Here is a 17,235-nt window from a genome sequence, read left to right on the forward strand (position 1 = left end):
GCGGGGCGCAACTTTGTCCTAGACTCGGGGCACACCTTTCCCGAGTGCCCGCCTCCCGCCGCTGCCGTGCGGACGGCGCGGCCCGTTCTTCCCTTTTCCGCCCCCGGAGGCTTTCCATGACGCAAGACCCTCTCTCTGCTCCTCCCCGTCCCGTCGCTCCGGCCACTCCGACCGCCGGACGCTACTGGCCCGCCGGGAAGCCGCGCACCCTGACGCTGCCGCGCACCGGCCTGATGCACAACCTGCGCGTGACTGCCGAACGCTACCCCGACAGGGCGGCCGTGTGGTTCTATGGCCGCGAGCTGAGCTACCGCGAGCTGCGCGAACAGGCCGAGCGTTTGAGTGGGCACCTGGCCGCCCAGGGCGTGCAGAAGGGGGACCGCGTCGCCGTCTGGCTGCAAAACAGCCCCGCCTGGGCGATCGCCGCGCACGCCGCCTGGCAACTGGGCGCGGTGGTGGTGCCGCTCGCGCCGATGCTGCAAGCGCGCGAGCTGAGCTACTTTCTGGGTGACGCGGGCATCCGCGTGGGCGTGGTCGGGGCCGAGCTGTACGAGCGGGCCAAGGAAGGCGGCCTGGCCCACGCGGTCGTGGCGAACATCATGCACGGTACCGGCGCTGAGGGGGCGGGCATCCCGCTGCCGGAGGGCCTGGACGTGAACCCGGACTTGCAAGAGGGCGACGTGACGCTGGAGGAGGCCCTGGAAGCCGCCCCCGCCCCCGCCGCCGAGGTCAGCCCGGACGACCTGTGCGTGATGCCCTACACCAGCGGCACGACCGGCATGCCCAAGGGCTGTATGCACACCTATGCCAGCGTGCAGGCCAACGTGTTCGGCGCGGGGGCCTGGGTGGACGGCACGGTGGAAGACGTGTTCCTGGCCAGCCTGCCGTTCTTTCACGTGACGGGCTTTATCAACAGTCTGCTTGCGCCGATCAACGGCGGCGGCAAGATCGTGATGCTGGCCCGCTGGGACCGCGACGCGGCGCGCGAACTGATCGCCAGCCAGGGTGTGACCCTCTGGACGAACACCGCCACGATGGTGATCGACCTGATGGCGTCCCCGAACTTCGACCCGGCGGACCTGAAGACGCTCCGCAGCGTGACGGGCGGCGGGGCCAGCCTCCCGGCGGCCATCGGGCAGCGGCTGCTGGACCAGACCGGCATCACCTTCGCGGAGGGCTACGGCCTGACCGAGACGATGGCGCAGACGCATTCCAACCCCAAGGGCCGCCAGAAGCTCCAGTGCCTCGGCATCCCGCTCTTTGACGTGGACGCGCGGGTGGTGGACCTCGACAGCGGGCAGCCGCTCCCGCCCGGCGGCATCGGGGAGATCGTGATTCACGGCCCGCAGGTGATGCAGGGCTATTGGAACCGCCCCGAGGCGACCGGGGAAGCCTTCATGGACCTCGGCGGCAAACGCTTTTTCCGCACGGGTGACCTGGGCTACATGGACGAGGAGGGGTACTTCTTCTTTACCGACCGCCTCAAGCGCATGGTGAACGTGTCGGGCATGAAGGTCTGGCCCGCCGAGGTGGAAAACACGCTGCACGGCCACCCCGCCGTCCAGGAAGCCTGCGTGATCGCGGTGCCCGACGAGCGGACCGGCGAACGCGCCCGCGCCCTCATCGTGCTGAAGCCCGGTGAACAGGCGACCGGCGAGGACATCGAGGCGTGGGCCAGAACGCAGATGGCGACCTACAAGGTGCCGCGCGACTATGTGTTCGTCGAGAGCCTGCCGCGCGGCGCGACGGGCAAGGTCGCCTGGCGGCCCCTCCAGGAGCAGGCCCGCGCCCAGATGCGCGAGCAGCAGGCGGGCGGGCAGGGGTAACGCGCCCGTGCCGGGGGAGGCCAGCGCCGACAGCTGTGCCTCTCCCCTGTTCAGGTCCACGGCGGCCGTGAGGGACAAGCCCCCTTCCCCTCACCGGTCCCGCCTCGGGGTGCGTCGGTCCTGCCAGACCTCCCCCAGCGGGCACCCCCTTTATTCGCGGTGGGCTGTGGCACCTTCCCCATCCACTTGTCAGAATGGGCAGCGTGAGGCGACCTGCCACCCGGGATCACCTGACGCACCTGCATACCCGTGCAGCCTTTCAGGCGGACCTGGCGGAGCGGGCGGAGGCGGGGAGCGGCTGCGCGCTGCTGCTGTGTGATCTCGACCACCTGAAGCTGATCAACGACACCTTCGGGCACCTGGTGGGCGACGAGGCGTTGCGGGCGCTGGCGGCCACCCTGCGCGCGCACCTGCGGCCCGGCTGGCAGGCCTACCGCCTGGGCGGAGACGAGTTCGCGGTCGTGGCCGACGGCTCCGCCGACGTGCTGGCCGCCTGGGGCGAGGCGCTGATGGAGGCGCTGGCGGCCCGGCCCGACCGCGCCCTGCGGGTCAGCATGGGCGTGGCCGAGCTGGGCCGCCTCGAGCTGGGCCGCCTGGCGCATGATCCGCAAACCCTGTTCGCACAGGCGGACGCCCGGCTGTATCTCGCCAAGCGCCAGGGCCGGGGGCGACTGGTGCGGGAGGACGCCCCGCAGTGGCCGGACAGGTGGGACGATCCCCAGCCCCGTCTGCTGGAGCGTGACGGGGCCAGGGCGCAGGCCGTGGCTTTCCTGAAAGCGGCCCGCCTGCAAGCGGGGCGCCTGGCCGTGCAGGCCGCCCCCGGCTGCGGCCTGAGCGCCTTTCTGTGGGAGCTGGACCTGATCGCGCAGAGCCTGGGCTACCAGACCTTCAGGGTGCGGGGGAATCCGGTCCGTGCCCGGCGACAGTACGGCGCGTGGGCCACGGTCACGCTGAACGGCCTCCCGTATCTGGGCGTCCCCGACGCGCTGCCCGACGAGTTGCGGCGGGAGCAGCCGCTGGCCGTCCTGCTCGACGACGCGGCCCATCTGGACCCCGACACGCGTGCGGTGCTGGGGCCGCTGCTGGGCCGCGCCCAGGCGGTGGTGACCGGACAGACCGGAAGTGGCCCGGCCCCGCAGGATCAGCCCAGCCTGACCCTCCCGCCCCTGAGCGACGCGGGCATCCTGGCCCTGGCCGAGGCGCAGGCGGGACAGCCGCTGGGCGAGGAGGCCCGGACCTGGCTGACCCGCCGGGTGGAGGGCCGTCCCGCCCGGCTGTCGCCCTGGCTCTCGGCGCTGCTGCTGGAAGCCCGGCTGCGCCGCCAGCCCGTCCGCCTGCTGACCCAGGCCCCCCCGGGCGACTGGGAAGTGGCCGTGACCCGGCACGTGCCGCAGGCCCTGCCCCCCCACCTGCCCTTCCTGTACGGGCGCGTACAGGAGCTGCGGGAAGCCGCCCAGCTCCTGCACGGCCACGCGCTGCTCACGGTGACGGGGCCGCCGGGACGCGGCAAGACCCGCCTGGCCCGGCAGCTGCTGTGGGAAGTGCGGGGAGCCTTTGCGGGCAACGCCCACGAGGTCAGGCTGGCCGACGCGCGCAGTCCCGAGAGCGTGCTGGCGAGGATCTCCGAGGCGCTCATCGGCACGGCGGTCGCGCCCACCGACCTGCACGCGGTCGGGCGGCTGCTGGAGCGGCGGCCCACGCTGCTGCTGCTCGATGCCCCGGCGCCGTACATGCTGCCCGCCCGGGCACTGGAAACGCTGCTGACGCTCAGCCCCTCCACCCGCGTGATCGTGACGGCGGGCGCTCCCCTGGGCCTGCATGGTGAGGCCGTGCTGCCCCTCGCCCCGCTGCCGGATGCCCAGGTCCGCTCGGCGCTGGTCGGGCAACGCCCCGCCCCCCACGAGGACGAGGCCGCGCTGAACTGGCTGACCGGCGAGGTGGGCGGCGAACCCGGCCCGCTGGAAGCGCTGCTGCCCATGGTGCGCACCTTCGGTCTGGCCGGAACGGTGGAACACCTGCGCCGCAGCGGGCCTGCCGAGCGGGCGGGCGCTCTGCTCTGGCCGGAACTCGGCGCGCCGGAAAGGCGCGTGCTGGCGGCCCTGAGTACCTTTGCCGGTCCTTTCGATCTCCCCTGGGCCGAACACGTGGCGCAGGCGTCCCCCTTCCTGGTGTCGGCCCTGCTCGACCACCACCTGCTGCAACCGGCGGGCGGCGGGCTGTACCGCCTGCCCGATACCCTGCTGCGCCAGAGCCAGGCCCAGTGGCAGCGTTCGCCGGGCATCCACCGCCGCGCCCGCGAGCGCGCCCTGTTCCGCGCGCAGGCGGCGCTGAGCGCCCATCCCTTCGAGAGCGCCGCGTGGTTCATGCATCTCGATACGCAGTACCCGGTGCTGCGGGCCTTGCTGGCCGGCCACCTGCAAGCGGCGACCCAGCTCGGCACGGCGCTGACCCGGCTGCTGCTGAACATCACGCCCTACCGCCTGGCCCGCACGTACCTGTACGACGCCTCCGAGGACCTGCAGGCCGCCCGCGCCCTCCACGAGCCGTCCGCCCCACCGAGCCGGATGTCGGTGGGCGTGCAACTGGCCCTCGCCAGCACGCTGCAACAGCTCGGACAGCACGGAGAGGCGCAGAGCCTCCTCGACGAGACGCGTGGGCAGGCCGAACGGCTCGGAGACCGTGAGCTGCTCATCCGCGTCCTGCTGACTCAGGCACGCGTCCTGCACCGCCGCAGCGCCTACGCCGAGGCCCGGGCGATGTTCGCGTCCGCCCACGCTCAGGCGCAGACCCTCTCCGGCCTCACCCTGGCGGTGAGGGCGCTGGGGGGCCAAGCCCGCAGCGAGATCTACCTCGGTGACCTGGCCGCCGCACAGAGCCACGTGCAAACCGCGCTGCGGCAGGCCGAAGCGCTGGGCCAGCCCCGGCTGCTGGCCGACCTGCTGAACACGGCGGCGATGGCCGCCAGCGAACGCCGCGACCTGCGGCGGGCCAGCGAGCTGTACGGCCAGGCGCTGGCGCTGCATGACAGCTATGGCGGGCAGACGGGCCAGACGCTGAACCTCACCGGGCTGGCGTGGGTGGCGCTGCTGCGCGGCGAGTATGACCAGAGTGTCTACCTCAGCCGCCGGGTGCTGCGGCACGCCCAGGACGCCGGACAGAGCTGGGAGATCGCCAACGCGCTGGTCAACATGGGGCATGCCCTGGCCCGCCTGGGTCAACTGGAGGAGGCGCGGGCCGCCCACCTGGAGGGTGCCCGCCTCGCCGCGCAGTGTGACGCGCCCTCGGTGGTCTCGGAGGCCCTGGGCGGCCTGGCCGACCTCCTGGCCCGCGAGGACTGCCCCGCAGAAGCGCGCACGCTGCTGGACCTCGCCCTGGCCCATCCCGGCGCGACCAGCGAGGTGCGGCATTTTTTCGCGCCGCTTCAGGAAAGCCTGACGGGGCGGGCAGCCGGGCCTCTACCTGACCCGCTCCTGCCGCTGCTGGCCGAGCTGAAGGTGCCGCACCCGCAGGGCCAGCCTCAGTCCCGGTAGGACGGTTCCCCGACCGGGCAGCCGGCAACTTCCGGCGGGGGACGGGGTGCCGCAGGCCTTCCAGCCGATTTTCTGGGAGCCGGATGATGAGAAACAAATTGCTAGAGGTCGTTTGGGACAGCGGATGCGTTCTCATCGTTCAAGTAGCCACCCTGCTTTGATCGCTTGACGCTGTACTAGGCGTCGTCCGGGTCCTGTCCTGCGGGGAGCAGCAGCGTCCGGGCCGTGATCTCGTCGGTGACGAGCGTGTTCATCAGGCGGCCGGCCAGGGCGGCGCGCAGGGCCGCGACCTTGCCCAGGCCGCTGGCGATACAGATGGCGTGTGGGGCCTGCTGCATCAGGTCCAGACTGGGGCCGCTGGCGCGGGCATTCAGGGGCACCGAGCCGTAGCTGCCGTCGGCGCGGTAGAACACGGTGGCGATGTCGCCCACCACCCCCTCGGCGTCAAGCTGGGCCAGGTCCGCCGGGTCGAGCGCGCCCGAGACGTACACGTGGCTGGGGCGGTGGGCGTCGCGGCTGCCCACCGAGTAGAGCAGCACGTCGGCGCGGGCCTGGAGGTCCAGCACGTGCCGCACGCTGCGTTCGCGCCACATCGCCCGCTTGGTGGCGGGGTCGTCGAAAAAGGTCGGGACGGGAAACAGGTGCGCGCGCCCCGCGTAATTGCGGGCAAAGCGGGTGATGGTATCGGTGACGAAGCCGCTCATGAAGTCGAGCGCACTGGCGCTGCCGTTGAGCTGCACGAAGTCCAGGTTGCTGATGCGCCGGGGCTGGAGGGCACGCGACACGGCGTCCAGCGTGTTTCCCCAGGCCAGACCGACCGTCTGCCCGGGCCGCAGGACGCTGCCCAGCAGGCTGGCGGTGGCAATCGCCACACGTTCGAGCCAGGCGTCTTCGGGGCTGCCCGCCGGAACGCTGACCACGTGGGCGCGCAGGAAAGGGTAGCGGGTCTGCAACCGAGCCTCCAGGCTCTGCGGGTGGGCCTGCGGGTCATGGATGCGGATCTCGACCAGACCGGTGCGCCGCGCCAGCGTCAGCAGGCGGCTGACCTTGGGCCGCGACAGGCACAGTTCCCGCGCGATGGCGTCGGTGGTCAGGCCCTGGTGGTAGTACAGCCGGGCCACCTGGACGGCCTGCGCGGATTGATCGTCGCTCACGGCATCGGTCACGGCCCCAGGATAAGGCGGGAAGGCCACGCGGGGCAGGCGCGCTCCCCCCATAACCGAAAACTTTGGACCGTGAACACTTGTTCGCTTCTACTTGACAAATGTTCAGCGGCTGCGGAAGATAAGCGAACCGACAATTCGGTGCAGACCGGTGCTGGACCCCAGGAAGCTGCCACCGCCGGGAGGCAAGCCGGCCGGCCCGGCCCCTCGGCTCCCGCAGGGCAGCACAGGCCGCACCAAAAGGGGGAGTATGAAATTTACCGTAGGTCAGGAGTTCATGGCGGAGCTGCTCGGCACGATGGTCCTGATCCTCTTCGGGGTGGGGGTGGTGGCGATGGTGACGATCTTCGCCAGCACCAACCCGGTGATTCCCGGCGAGATCGTGAAGGGCGGCTACGTCAACGTCACGCTGGGGTGGGGCTTCGCGGTGCTGATGGGCATCTTTATCGCGGGCACGATCAGCGGCGCGCACCTGAATCCCGCCGTGACCATCGCCCTGGCCGCGACCGGGCGCTTTCCGTGGTCGAAGGTCTTGCCCTACATCGTCGCGCAGATGATCGGGGCGTTCCTGGGCGCGGCCATCGTGTTCGCCGTGTATCACGCCAAGTGGATCGGCTTTGACCCCGAGCTGGCCCGCACCGCCGGGGTCTTCAGCACCTTTCCTGCCGTCCCCGGCTTCTGGCCCGGCTTCGTCGATCAGGTGGTCGGCACCGCGCTGCTGGTGGGCCTGATTCTGGCCATTGGCGACAAGCTGAACAATCCGGCGGGGGCCGCGTGGGGCGGGCTGGCCGTGGCCTTTGTGGTGATGGCCATCGGCATCAGCTTCGGCGGCATGAACGGGTATGCGATCAACCCCGCCCGTGACGCTGGCCCGCGCATCTTCGCGGTGCTGGCAGGCTTCAAGAACACCGGGGACCTCAACGTCTGGCTGGTGCCCATCATCGGCCCCATCGTGGGCGGGGTGCTGGGTGCCTTTATCTACGACTTCATCATCGGCAGGCCCCTCGCCCGCGCCGGGGAAGCCGTGACCGGCGAGCAGGGCGTGGACCCGGCCTTCAACCTCGAACAGCGCTGAGGGGCGCTGCGCGCCGTCCAACTGTCTCAAGGTCTGACCGTCTGACCGACAACCGCAGAGAAACAAGGCCTATCGCTGTTTGACGGTTGGACCGTCAGACCGTTCGACCTCCCGAGGAGTCCCCATGACCCAGTACATCCTCGCCCTCGATCAGGGCACCACCAGCAGCCGGGCCATCGTGTTCGACCAGGGCGGCAACATCCGCTCCGTGGCCCAGAAGGAGTTCAGGCAGTACTTTCCGAAGCCCGGCTGGGTGGAACACGACGCCGCGGAAATCTGGAGCACCCAGAGCGGCGTGGCGCAGGAGGCCATCACCCGGGCGGGGCTGCGGGCGGGCGACATCGCCGCCATCGGCATCACCAACCAGCGCGAGACGGTCGTGATGTGGGACCGCAAGACGGGCCAGCCCATTCACCACGCGATTGTCTGGCAGGACCGCCGCACCGCCGGCTTTTGCGACCAGTTGCGGGCGCAGGGCCTGGAGGCGACCTTTCAGCAGAAAACCGGGCTGATTATCGACGCCTATTTCAGCGGCACCAAGGTCCGGTGGCTGCTCGACAACGTGGAGGGCGCGCGCGAACGGGCCGAGCGGGGCGAACTGGCCTTCGGCACCATCGACTCGTGGCTGGTCTACAACCTGACCGGCGGGGCGCTGCACATCACCGACGCGACCAACGCCAGCCGCACGCTGCTCTACAACATCCACACCGGCGAATGGGACGACGAACTGCTGCGCCTGCTGGACGTGCCGCGCGCCGTCCTGCCGGAAGTCCGCAACAGCAGCGAGGTCTACGGCGAAACCGCCGAGGGCCTGCTCGGCAGCCGCGTGAGGATCGCGGGCATCGCCGGGGACCAGCAGGCGGCGACCTTCGGACAGGCCTGCCTGGAACGGGGCATGGCGAAAAACACCTATGGCACCGGCTGCTTCATGCTGATGAACACGGCCCAGGAGGCGGTGCCCAGCGGCAACAAGCTGCTGACCACCGTGGCCTGGCAGCTGCACGACCAGCGCACCTACGCGCTCGAAGGCAGCGTGTTCGTGGCGGGGGCGGTGGTGCAGTGGCTGCGCGACGGCCTGGGCATCATCCGCTCCAGCAGCGAGGTCGAGGCGCTGGCGACCAGTGTGGACTCGTCGGAGGGGGTGTTTCTGGTGCCCGCCTTCGTGGGGCTGGGTGCGCCGTACTGGGACAGCTACGCGCGCGGCACCATGGTGGGCCTGACGCGCGGCACCACCAGCGCGCACATTGCCCGCGCGGCGCTGGAATCCATCGCGTACCAATCGGCCGAGCTGCTCACGGCCATGCAGCAGGACAGCGGCGCGCCCCTCAAGGAACTGCGGGTGGACGGCGGCGCGAGCAACAACAACCTGATGATGCAGTTCCAGGCCGACATCCTGGGCGTGCCCGTCGTGCGCCCCAAGATCACCGAGACGACCGCGCTGGGGGCCGCCTACCTCGCCGGGCTGGCGGTGGGGTACTGGGCCGGGCCGGAGGAAATCACCCGGCAGTGGCAGGTGGACCGCATCTTCGAGCCGCAGATGTCGGCGGACGAGCGCGAACGCCGGATGAACCGCTGGCGCAAGGCCGTGGAACGCAGCCGCGCCTGGGAGGAGGCCGAAGGGGCGGAGGCTTAGAGCATTTGTCAAAAAGAGACCTTCTTTTTGACCGAGCGGGCGGGCAGGCGTCCTCAAGGGCGTCCGTTCTGCCCAAGACAGCGAGTGCAATAGGGAGGGCATTTGGGAGAATGGAACCGTTGGAGGCGCTTTCCCTCCAACGGTGTAATTCGGACAAATGCTCTAGGCGCTTTCCCCTTTCCCAGACGCGCCCGGAGCCGTACTCGTCCGGGCGCGTCTGCCTTCCCCCAGTCCTGACCGCCCACCTTCATCGAGGGTGCCTGAATTGAACCGTGTGCCTTCCCGCTGAACAGGCGTTCATTCTGTGCGAACATCTGTTCAAACGGTTTTCCTCCTCTCCCCGAAAGGACCTCCCATGCCTCAAGATCCCCGCCCCGCCACCCTGGCTGCCGCCACCTCGCCCGAACCCTGGGACGTTCTCGTGATCGGAGGGGGAGCCTCGGGCCTGGGGACCGCCGTGGAAGCGGCCACACGCGGCCACCGCACGCTGCTGCTCGAAGGCCACGACTATGCCAAGGGCACCAGCAGCCGCTCGACCAAACTCGTTCACGGGGGCGTGCGGTACCTGGCCCAGGGCAACATCAGCCTGGTGCGTGAGGCGTTGCACGAACGAGGCCTGCTGCGGAAAAACGCGCCGCACCTCGTGCATGACCTGGGCTTCGTGGTGCCCGCCTACGACTGGTGGGCCGGGCCGTTCTACGGGATCGGGCTGAAGCTCTACGACATCCTGGCAGGCAAACTCAACCTGGGGAGCAGCAAGTACCTCAGCAAGGAAGCGGCGCTGGAACGCACCCCGACGCTTCAGCCGGAAGGGCTGATGGGCGGCATCCTGTACTTTGACGGCCAGTTCGACGATGCCCGCCTCGCCATCACGCTGCTGCGGACGCTGGAGGATCACGGTGGCGTGGCCCTGAACTACGCGCCGGTCGTGGGGCTGCTCAAGGAAGGGGGCCGGGTCGTGGGTGCCCGCTTCCGGGACGCCGAGACGGGCCAGGAACACGAGGTCCGCGCGCGCGCGGTGGTGAACGCGACCGGCGTCTGGGTGGACGATCTGCGGCGGATGGACGACCCCGCCGCCAAGCCGATGCTCTCGCCCAGCCAGGGCGCGCACATTGTGGTGGACCGGCGGTTCCTGCCCGGCGACAGCGCCATCATGATCCCGCGCACCGACGACGGGCGCGTGCTGTTCGCGGTGCCCTGGCACGACCACGTGGTGATCGGCACGACCGACACGCCGGTCCCCGGCACCAGCTTCGAGCCGCGCCCGCTGGAAGAGGAGATCGAGTTCATCCTGAACACCGCCGGGCGCTATATGGACCCCGCCCCCACCCGCGCGGACGTGCTGAGTACCTACGCGGGGCTGCGGCCCCTGGTCAAGCCCGCCGAGGGTGCGGACACCAAGGAGATCAGCCGCGACCACACCATCGTGGTGTCGCCCGGCGGCCTGATTACCCTGACGGGCGGCAAGTGGACCACCTACCGCCGCATGGGCGAGGACACCGTGACCCGCGCCGAGCGCCTGACGGATCTGCCCGAACGCCTGACCATCACGCCGGGACTGCACCTGCACGGCTGGTCGGAAGAAGGACGCGAGGATCACTGGAAGGTCTACGGCACCGACGCGGAGCGCATCCAGGCGCTGCCCGGCGCGGATATCCGGCTGCATCCGGAGTTGCCGTATACCGAGGCCGAACTGCGCTGGGGGATCCGCTTCGAGGAGGCGCGCACGGTCGAGGACCTGCTGGCCCGGCGCACCCGCGCGCTGCTGCTGAACGCCCGCGCCAGCAGCGAGATTGCCCCGCGCGTCGCGGCCATTCTCGCGGAGGAACTCGGCAGGGACGCGGCCTGGGCACAGGCGCAGGCCCAGACCTACCGGGAGCTGGCCCAGGGCTACCTGCTCTGAGCGACCGGCGCTGAAGGGGGAACCTGGACCCGCGCGGCCCGGGTTCCCCGCCGGGCTGCCGCCCCCGGCACCTTACCTGATCCTCCCTCCCCGCAGGAGGGACCAGCCTTCATTCTCGTGAAGGCGGGGGTCAGGCCGGGGCCAGGAGGCCACCTGTGGATGGGGGTCATAGGCTTTGATCCCGGCCTCGCTGACAGAGGCCAGGAAGGACAGCCGCTTCTCGCCCAGGGCCGTGACCCTCAGTTCGTAGCCCCGCACGAGGACAGGCCGCCCCAGCTTCACCCCGGGCAACGGACGCCTGAGCTTGACGTGGTACTCGCCGGCCACGTCGTAGCGGCCCAGACCAAAGGAGGCCACCTGGGCCTCAGGAATCAGGAGGGTTGCGGGGTGATGCAGGACCGGGCTGAGTTCCCTGACCACGCTCACCCCGCCGCCCGTGAGGTGCAGGCGGACATGCCGGACATCGCGCCGCAGCGTGGCCCGGCCCTCCGGCGTAAGTTCCAGTTCAGGCGAGAGGCTTTCGACCTTCAGCGCCAGACCGTGCAGGACCCTCGTTCCCCTGGAGGCACGAAACTCAAGCTGCGCCGTGGGTTGCAGGTCGCTCAGACGATGATCGCGCTCCCGCACTTCCAGGATCAGCGGGGCGGCCACCTGCGCCGAGGACACCGGCGGGCCAGGCAGCGTGCAGAGCATCAGACCGGCCAGCAAGACCCGAAAACGAGAGACGTTCACGGTTGGGGAGCATAGCCGACCCCCGACCTGTTTCGCCGCCGTGACCAGCCCGCCCCGGCGCGCGGGTGTGCCCCGGAGAGCCGGGCGACCCCACCCCCAGTGGGAGAGCTGCGGGGAAGGCTGCACGCCAGAAGCCGTCCAGGAGAGGGTGGCCTCACTTGCCCCCTCTTCACGTCGGACGGCCCGCCCTGAAGTGTGAGGAAGCTGTGATTCCTTGATTTTTACAGTTTTGGCAATGGACACACCGACTGCACCGCCGGGGAGGCTCTGGGCTTCCGGCGCGCTGTTGTGTGTGCCCCCAGGCGTCTTTGCCGGGGCGTCCAGATGTGCCAGGGCCTTCAGAAAGGCACCGAGAGGCTTTCCGAATCCCACGCACGCTGCGGTTTCGTGCCTGTTCTGAAGCCTATGCCAGACGGCCTGTTCTCCTCCGCTGTCACGGCCTCTGTCACGCAGGGCCACCCCTGATGTGCGCGCCCTGTGCCCACCTCCAGCAGGCCGATCCGCAACACTTCATTCTGCGGGTGCCCCTGCTGGCGGCCGTGACCGCCATGATCCTCCTCATCGGCCTGCGAGTCGCCGCGCCGGTTTACCTGGCCCTGGTGGCGGCCTTCGTGGTGTTCGACCTGCTGGCCCTGTTCGGCCCGGCGCGCTGGCGGCCTGCCCTGCTGGCCCGCGCTCCGGGTGTCTACGCGCTGCTCCTGCTCACGGTCTGGGTCTGTGCCCTGTACGCCCTGCCCACCCATCCGGCCACGCGCATGACCCTCCTGACCGTGGTCCTGCACACGACCACCCTCTACGTGTTCTTCTTCGTGCAGCGGCCTCCCGGGGTCGCCACCCGCCGGGCCTGCCTGACGCTGGGGGCGTTCGTGGTCACGGCACTGCCGCACAGCTGGAAGTCGCTCGGCTGGCAGGGGGCCTTCGACGGCGTGACGCTGCCGATCACGCTGCTGTGCTCGCATGGCGTACTGATCCTGGTGCTGCGGTCGTTCAGCCAAGCGCGCGATCAGCTCGCTCAGGAACAGGCCCGGGCGCGGGCACTGCATGAACTGGCCCACCGCGATCCCTTGACCGAGCTGTATAACCGGCGGGCACTGGAACGCGACCTGGCCCTGGCCGTTCAGAACGAACCGTCCGGGCAGCTGCTGGCGCTGATCGACATAGACGGCCTGAAGCAGGTCAACGACACGCTGGGACACGCGGCGGGTGACGATCTGCTGCGGCGCTTCGCGGTGGGCTTTGCCCAGACCGTGAAACCGGGGGGCCGGGCCTACCGCCTCAGTGGGGACGAGTTCGCCCTGCTGCTGGAAGGAGCCGGGCCGGACCTCGCCGCGCAGGTGGTCCGGGACGTGACACGTGAAGTCCGCGAGGTGTATCCCCTGGCCGGGGCCAGTGTGGGAGCGGCCTGCCGGCGAAGTGGGGAAACACCCGGCGCCTGGCTCTCGCGGGCCGACCAGGCCATGTACGGACACAAGAAACGTCTCTCCCCGCCCACCGCCTCCTCCCGCAGATAAGGGGCCAGCCGCTCCCTGCTGCTGGCCATCAGCGCACACGCTGAACCGGGCCTTTATGCTGGGCGGAGGTTGACCCGGCCGGGTGCCTGCCCGGACCCCCGGGCGGTCTTTGCGGGTCATTCCAGGCATTCCTCTTTCCCCTGGCAGGACTGGAGCATCGTGTACAAGTCGGAGTTTGTGAAACCGGACGGCCGCGCCCTCACCCTCTATGGGCGGACCCCTGTCGAGGTGAGCAGTCCTATTCCCGCCCCCGGCGAGGCCGTGGAGGCCCGCCCGCAGATGCGCTGGCACCCGCTGCGCGGCGAGTGGGTCATGTACGCCGCGCACCGCCTGAACCGCACCTTTCTGCCCCCACCCGAATACAACCCGCTGGCGCCCACCCACGACCCCGAGCATCCCACCGAGCTGCCACAGGGGCGCTACGACATGGCGGTGTTCGACAACCGCTTTCCCAGCCTGACGCTGGACGCGCCCCCGCCGGACCCCGTGCCCGGCGTGGCGGCGCGGCCTGGCACCGGCAAGTGCGAGGTGGTGGTCTTCAGCCAGAACCCGAACGGGACGCTGGGGGGCCTGCCCGCAGAACAGGTGCGCCTGCTGCTGGACGTGTGGGCCGACCGCACAGCGGAACTGGGCCGCGATCCCCGCCTCCAGTACGTGCTGCCCTTCGAGAACCGGGGCGTGGAAGTGGGCGTGACCCTGAACCACCCCCACGGCCAGATCTACGCCTACGACCACCTCCCCCCCGTGCAGCAGCGGGCGCTGACGCAGATGCGGGCGTATCACGCGGAACACGGCCGGCCCTGGCTGGAAGACTTCGTCCGCCAGGAGCGCGAGGCCGGCGTGCGGGTGGTGCGCGACGAGGGGCAGGCGCTGAGCGTGGTGCCGCCCTTCGCACGTTTCACGTACGAGCTGTGGGTGCTGCCGACCCGCGCCGTCAGCCGGCTGTCCGAACTGGAGGACAGCGAGCGGGACGCGCTGGCCGCCGTCCTCAAGGACGCCTTGATGCGGCTGGACGCCCTGTTCGGCGTGCGGATGCCCTACCTGCTGACGGTGCAGCAGGCCCCCGTCGACGGGCAGGCTTATCCCGAATGGCCGCTGCGGATCGAGATCTCGCCTTACCTGCGCGCGCCGGGCCGCATGAAGTACCTCGCCGGGACCGAGCAGGGCGCGGGCGAATTCGTGAACGACGCGCTACCCGAACAGAAGGCCGCCGAGCTGCGGGAGGTGAAGCATGACTGAGGGACCCGCCCGCCCGCCGACCTTCGAGGAGGTGTTCGGCCGCCCGCCCGAGGTGACGGCGCAGGCTCCGGGCCGGGTGAACCTGCTGGGTGAACACACCGACTACCAGGGCGGCTTCGTGCTCCCCAGCGCGATTCCGCAACACACGGTGGTGGCCCTGGGCCGGAATGGCGGGGACACCCACCACCTCTACTCCGTCAACTTCGGGCAGCGGCTGGAGGTGCCCCTGGGCGAGACGGGCACGGACTTTGCGCCCTACGTGACCGGCTGCATCGCCCTCACGGGGGTCGGGGACGCGCTGGACGTGTGGATCACCTCGGACGTGCCCTCCGGCGGCCTGTCGAGCAGCGCGGCGCTGGAAATCGCCGCCCTGCGCGCGCTGCGGGAAGTGTATGCCCTGCCGCTGACCGACGTGGACCTAGCCCTGACGGGGCAGCGGGTCGAACACGAGTTCGTGGGCGTGAAGAGCGGGATCATGGACCAGATGGCGAGCAGTCTGGCGGACACCGAACACATGCTGTTTCTGGACACGCGGACGCTGGAGCGGCGCAAGGTACCCCTTCCGGCGGGCGGCGAGGTGCTGGTGCTGGACAGCGGGGTGCCCCGCCGTCTGGCCGGGAGCGGCTACAACACCCGGCGCGGCGAGGTGGAGGAAGCCGCGCGCCGGCTGGGGGTGCCCGAATTGCGGGATGTGCCGGACGTGGCGGCGCTGGGCGCTCTGCCCGAGCTGCTGTTGCGCCGCGCCCGCCACGTGGTGAGCGAGAACGCCCGCGTGCTGCGCGCCCTGGACGCCCCGGCTCCCCTCTTCGGCGAGCTGATGAACGCCTCGCACACCAGCCTGCGGGACGACTACGAGGTGACGGTGCCGCGCGTGGATGAGCTGGTGGCGTTGCTCCAGGCGCACCCGCGCGTGTACGGCGCGCGCATGACGGGCGCGGGATTCGGCGGGGCCGTGGTGGCCCTGACGCACAGCGGAGCAGCGGCGCAGGTGGCCGGAGACGTGCTGGCGCAGTACGGCCCGGAAGGGCAGCAGGTGGTGCCGGAGCCTGGCACTTCTTCCCACACCCGGTAACCAGCCAGAACGAGGAGAGGCGTCAGGAACGGGGTTTCCGTCCATTCCTCAGAGTCCCTTGACCTTCTTCAAATCAAATTGACGCCCTTCTGGGGGGGGTGTAGGCTGCCGGATGAACATACAGTAAGGCGCGCCCAGGCCCAGCTTCACCCGGCCCTGTCCTTTGACCTCTTGTGCCGGGTGGTCACGCTTCCCCAGGAGGTTCATCGTCATGGCCCGAACCACTTCCCCCCGCCGCACGGCGCTGCTGGCCCTGCTGGCCCTCGGCACCGCGAGCGCCCAGACGTACAGTGGCCCGAACGTCACCCTCACGTTCCTGCACGGCTTTACCGGCCCCGACCGGCCCGTCATGGAAGGGCTGATCAAGAAGTTCAACGACACGCACCCCAACATCCAGGTGCGCGCGCAGGCGCAGCCCTGGGCGACCACCTGGCAGCAGCTTCCCTCGCTGGTGGCCTCGGGCAAAGCGCCCGATGTGACCGTCATCAACGAGGATCAGATCACCGGCTTCATCGCGCGCGGGGCCGTCTCGCCCCTGACCCCCGCCGAGATGAAGGCGGCGGGCATCGACAGGAGCCGCTTTTTCGGCCCGCTGTTCGCCACGGCGGACTACCAGGGGCAGTCGTATGGCGTGCCGGTGTCGAGCGTCGCCTACGTGATGTTCTACAACAAGGACCTGATGAAAAAGGTCGGGCTGGACCCAGCCAAGCCCCCCCGCACCCGTGCCGAGTTCCTGGCCGCCGCGCAGAAATGCACGGTGGACAAGAGCGGCAAGACCGCTACGCAGGCCGGGTTCGATCCCAAGAACCTGGACACCTGGGGCGTGAGCCTCTACAACAACTGGGTCGGCTCGCGGGCGGCCTACGCGGCCATCCTGCAAAACGGCGGGGCGATGGTGGACAAGAACCAGAACGCCGCCTTCAACTCGCCGCAGGCGGTCAGTGCCGTGCAGTTTCTGGTCGATCTGGTGCAAAAGCAGCATGTGGCGCGTCCCAACAGCACCGAGGAAGCCGAGCTGGCCGCCTTCAGCCAGGGCAAGGTCTGCTTTTTCCCCAGTGGGCAGTGGTACCTCGACCGCTTCGAGGGGCAGAAGATGAATTTCGGCGTGACCTTCCTGCCGCGCGTGGGCGGCAACGTGCGGGATGCGGCCTGGGGCGGCTCCAGCCACCTCACCCTGCCCAAACAGCGCGCGGGGTACGACGCCAACAAGCGCAGGGCCGCGCTGGTCTTCATGTCGTGGCTGTCGCAACCCGCGCAGAACCTCACCTGGACGAGTACCGGCAGCCTGCCGACCCAGCCCGCCGTGGCGAAGAACCCGCAGTTCGAGAAGGCCGCCATCAGCGGCATCTTCGACCGCCTGAACAGCGTGTACGCCACCAGCGGCTACCCCTGGGTAGGACAGGTGATGGCCCCCTTCGATCAGGCGTGGGAAGCCGCCTACCTGGGCAAGAAGACCGTCACGCAGGCCCTGAACGACGGCGTGCGCGAGTCGAACAAGCAGATCGAGCAGGCCCGCAAGAACTTCCGGTAAACCTGCCCGGCGGGCGGCCC

General features: G+C 70.0%; 11 protein-coding genes. 9 read left to right on the plus strand and 2 right to left on the minus strand.

Annotation, left to right across the window (positions count from 1 at the left end):
• Positions 1–116: 116 nt before the first annotated feature.
• Together DEIPH_RS01990 and DEIPH_RS01995 are read left to right on the plus strand one after the other, a co-directional pair.
• Entirely contained in the window at positions 117–1,826 is a 1,710-nt protein-coding gene (locus tag DEIPH_RS01990) for a long-chain-fatty-acid--CoA ligase (RefSeq protein ID WP_034352972.1), read from the plus strand.
• 203 nt (positions 1,827–2,029) lie between these two features.
• Positions 2,030–5,356 carry a diguanylate cyclase domain-containing protein gene (locus DEIPH_RS01995; RefSeq protein WP_161636019.1) on the plus strand — a complete coding sequence of 1,109 codons (3,327 nt, stop codon included), beginning with the start codon at positions 2,030–2,032 and terminating at the stop codon, positions 5,354–5,356.
• 176 nt (positions 5,357–5,532) lie between these two features.
• On the opposite strand, the gene DEIPH_RS02000 is transcribed toward DEIPH_RS01995, so the two are convergent.
• The gene (locus tag DEIPH_RS02000; protein WP_034353047.1) at positions 5,533–6,522 is read right to left on the minus strand and encodes a sugar-binding transcriptional regulator; all 990 of its coding nucleotides are present in this window, start codon (positions 6,520–6,522) and stop codon (positions 5,533–5,535) included.
• A gap of 247 nt (positions 6,523–6,769) precedes the next feature.
• Here DEIPH_RS02000 and DEIPH_RS02005 point away from each other — a divergent pair, with 247 nt between their 5' ends.
• The 3 genes from DEIPH_RS02005 to DEIPH_RS02015 all read left to right on the plus strand — a co-directional run bounded on the left by DEIPH_RS02005 (position 6,770) and on the right by DEIPH_RS02015 (position 11,130).
• On the plus strand, positions 6,770–7,594 hold the full coding sequence (locus tag DEIPH_RS02005) for an MIP/aquaporin family protein (RefSeq protein ID WP_034352978.1): 825 nt from the start codon (positions 6,770–6,772) through the stop codon (positions 7,592–7,594).
• Positions 7,595–7,718: 124 nt separating this feature from the next.
• The gene (gene glpK, locus DEIPH_RS02010; protein WP_034352980.1) at positions 7,719–9,227 is read left to right on the plus strand and encodes a glycerol kinase GlpK; all 1,509 of its coding nucleotides are present in this window, start codon (positions 7,719–7,721) and stop codon (positions 9,225–9,227) included.
• A 355-nt stretch (positions 9,228–9,582) separates the two neighbouring features.
• Positions 9,583–11,130: a glycerol-3-phosphate dehydrogenase/oxidase gene (locus tag DEIPH_RS02015; protein WP_034352984.1), complete on the plus strand. Its 1,548-nt coding sequence runs from the start codon at positions 9,583–9,585 to the stop codon at positions 11,128–11,130.
• A 72-nt stretch (positions 11,131–11,202) separates the two neighbouring features.
• Here the strand turns inward: DEIPH_RS02015 and DEIPH_RS02020 are convergent, their stop codons facing one another.
• A complete protein-coding gene (locus DEIPH_RS02020) occupies positions 11,203–11,862 on the minus strand; it encodes a hypothetical protein (protein ID WP_152544739.1) in 660 nt (219 codons plus the stop codon).
• A 464-nt stretch (positions 11,863–12,326) separates the two neighbouring features.
• Between DEIPH_RS02020 and DEIPH_RS02025 the strand changes: the two genes are divergently transcribed.
• The 4 genes from DEIPH_RS02025 (at position 12,327) to DEIPH_RS02040 (ending at position 17,215) form a co-directional block, all read left to right on the plus strand.
• The gene (locus DEIPH_RS02025) at positions 12,327–13,373 is read left to right on the plus strand and encodes a GGDEF domain-containing protein (protein ID WP_034352991.1); all 1,047 of its coding nucleotides are present in this window, start codon (positions 12,327–12,329) and stop codon (positions 13,371–13,373) included.
• Positions 13,374–13,532: 159 nt separating this feature from the next.
• The gene (gene galT / locus DEIPH_RS02030) at positions 13,533–14,612 is read left to right on the plus strand and encodes a galactose-1-phosphate uridylyltransferase (protein ID WP_034352994.1); all 1,080 of its coding nucleotides are present in this window, start codon (positions 13,533–13,535) and stop codon (positions 14,610–14,612) included.
• The gene (gene galK, locus DEIPH_RS02035; protein ID WP_034352998.1) at positions 14,605–15,684 is read left to right on the plus strand and encodes a galactokinase; all 1,080 of its coding nucleotides are present in this window, start codon (positions 14,605–14,607) and stop codon (positions 15,682–15,684) included. Before galT ends, galK begins: the two co-directional genes overlap by 8 nt.
• Before the next feature lie 211 nt (positions 15,685–15,895).
• Positions 15,896–17,215, plus strand: a complete 1,320-nt coding sequence (locus DEIPH_RS02040; protein WP_034353001.1) for an ABC transporter substrate-binding protein — start codon at positions 15,896–15,898, stop codon at positions 17,213–17,215.
• Positions 17,216–17,235: the final 20 nt, after the last annotated feature.

It is taken from the genome of Deinococcus phoenicis (genome assembly GCF_000599865.1).
GTDB lineage: Bacteria > Deinococcota > Deinococci > Deinococcales > Deinococcaceae > Deinococcus > Deinococcus phoenicis.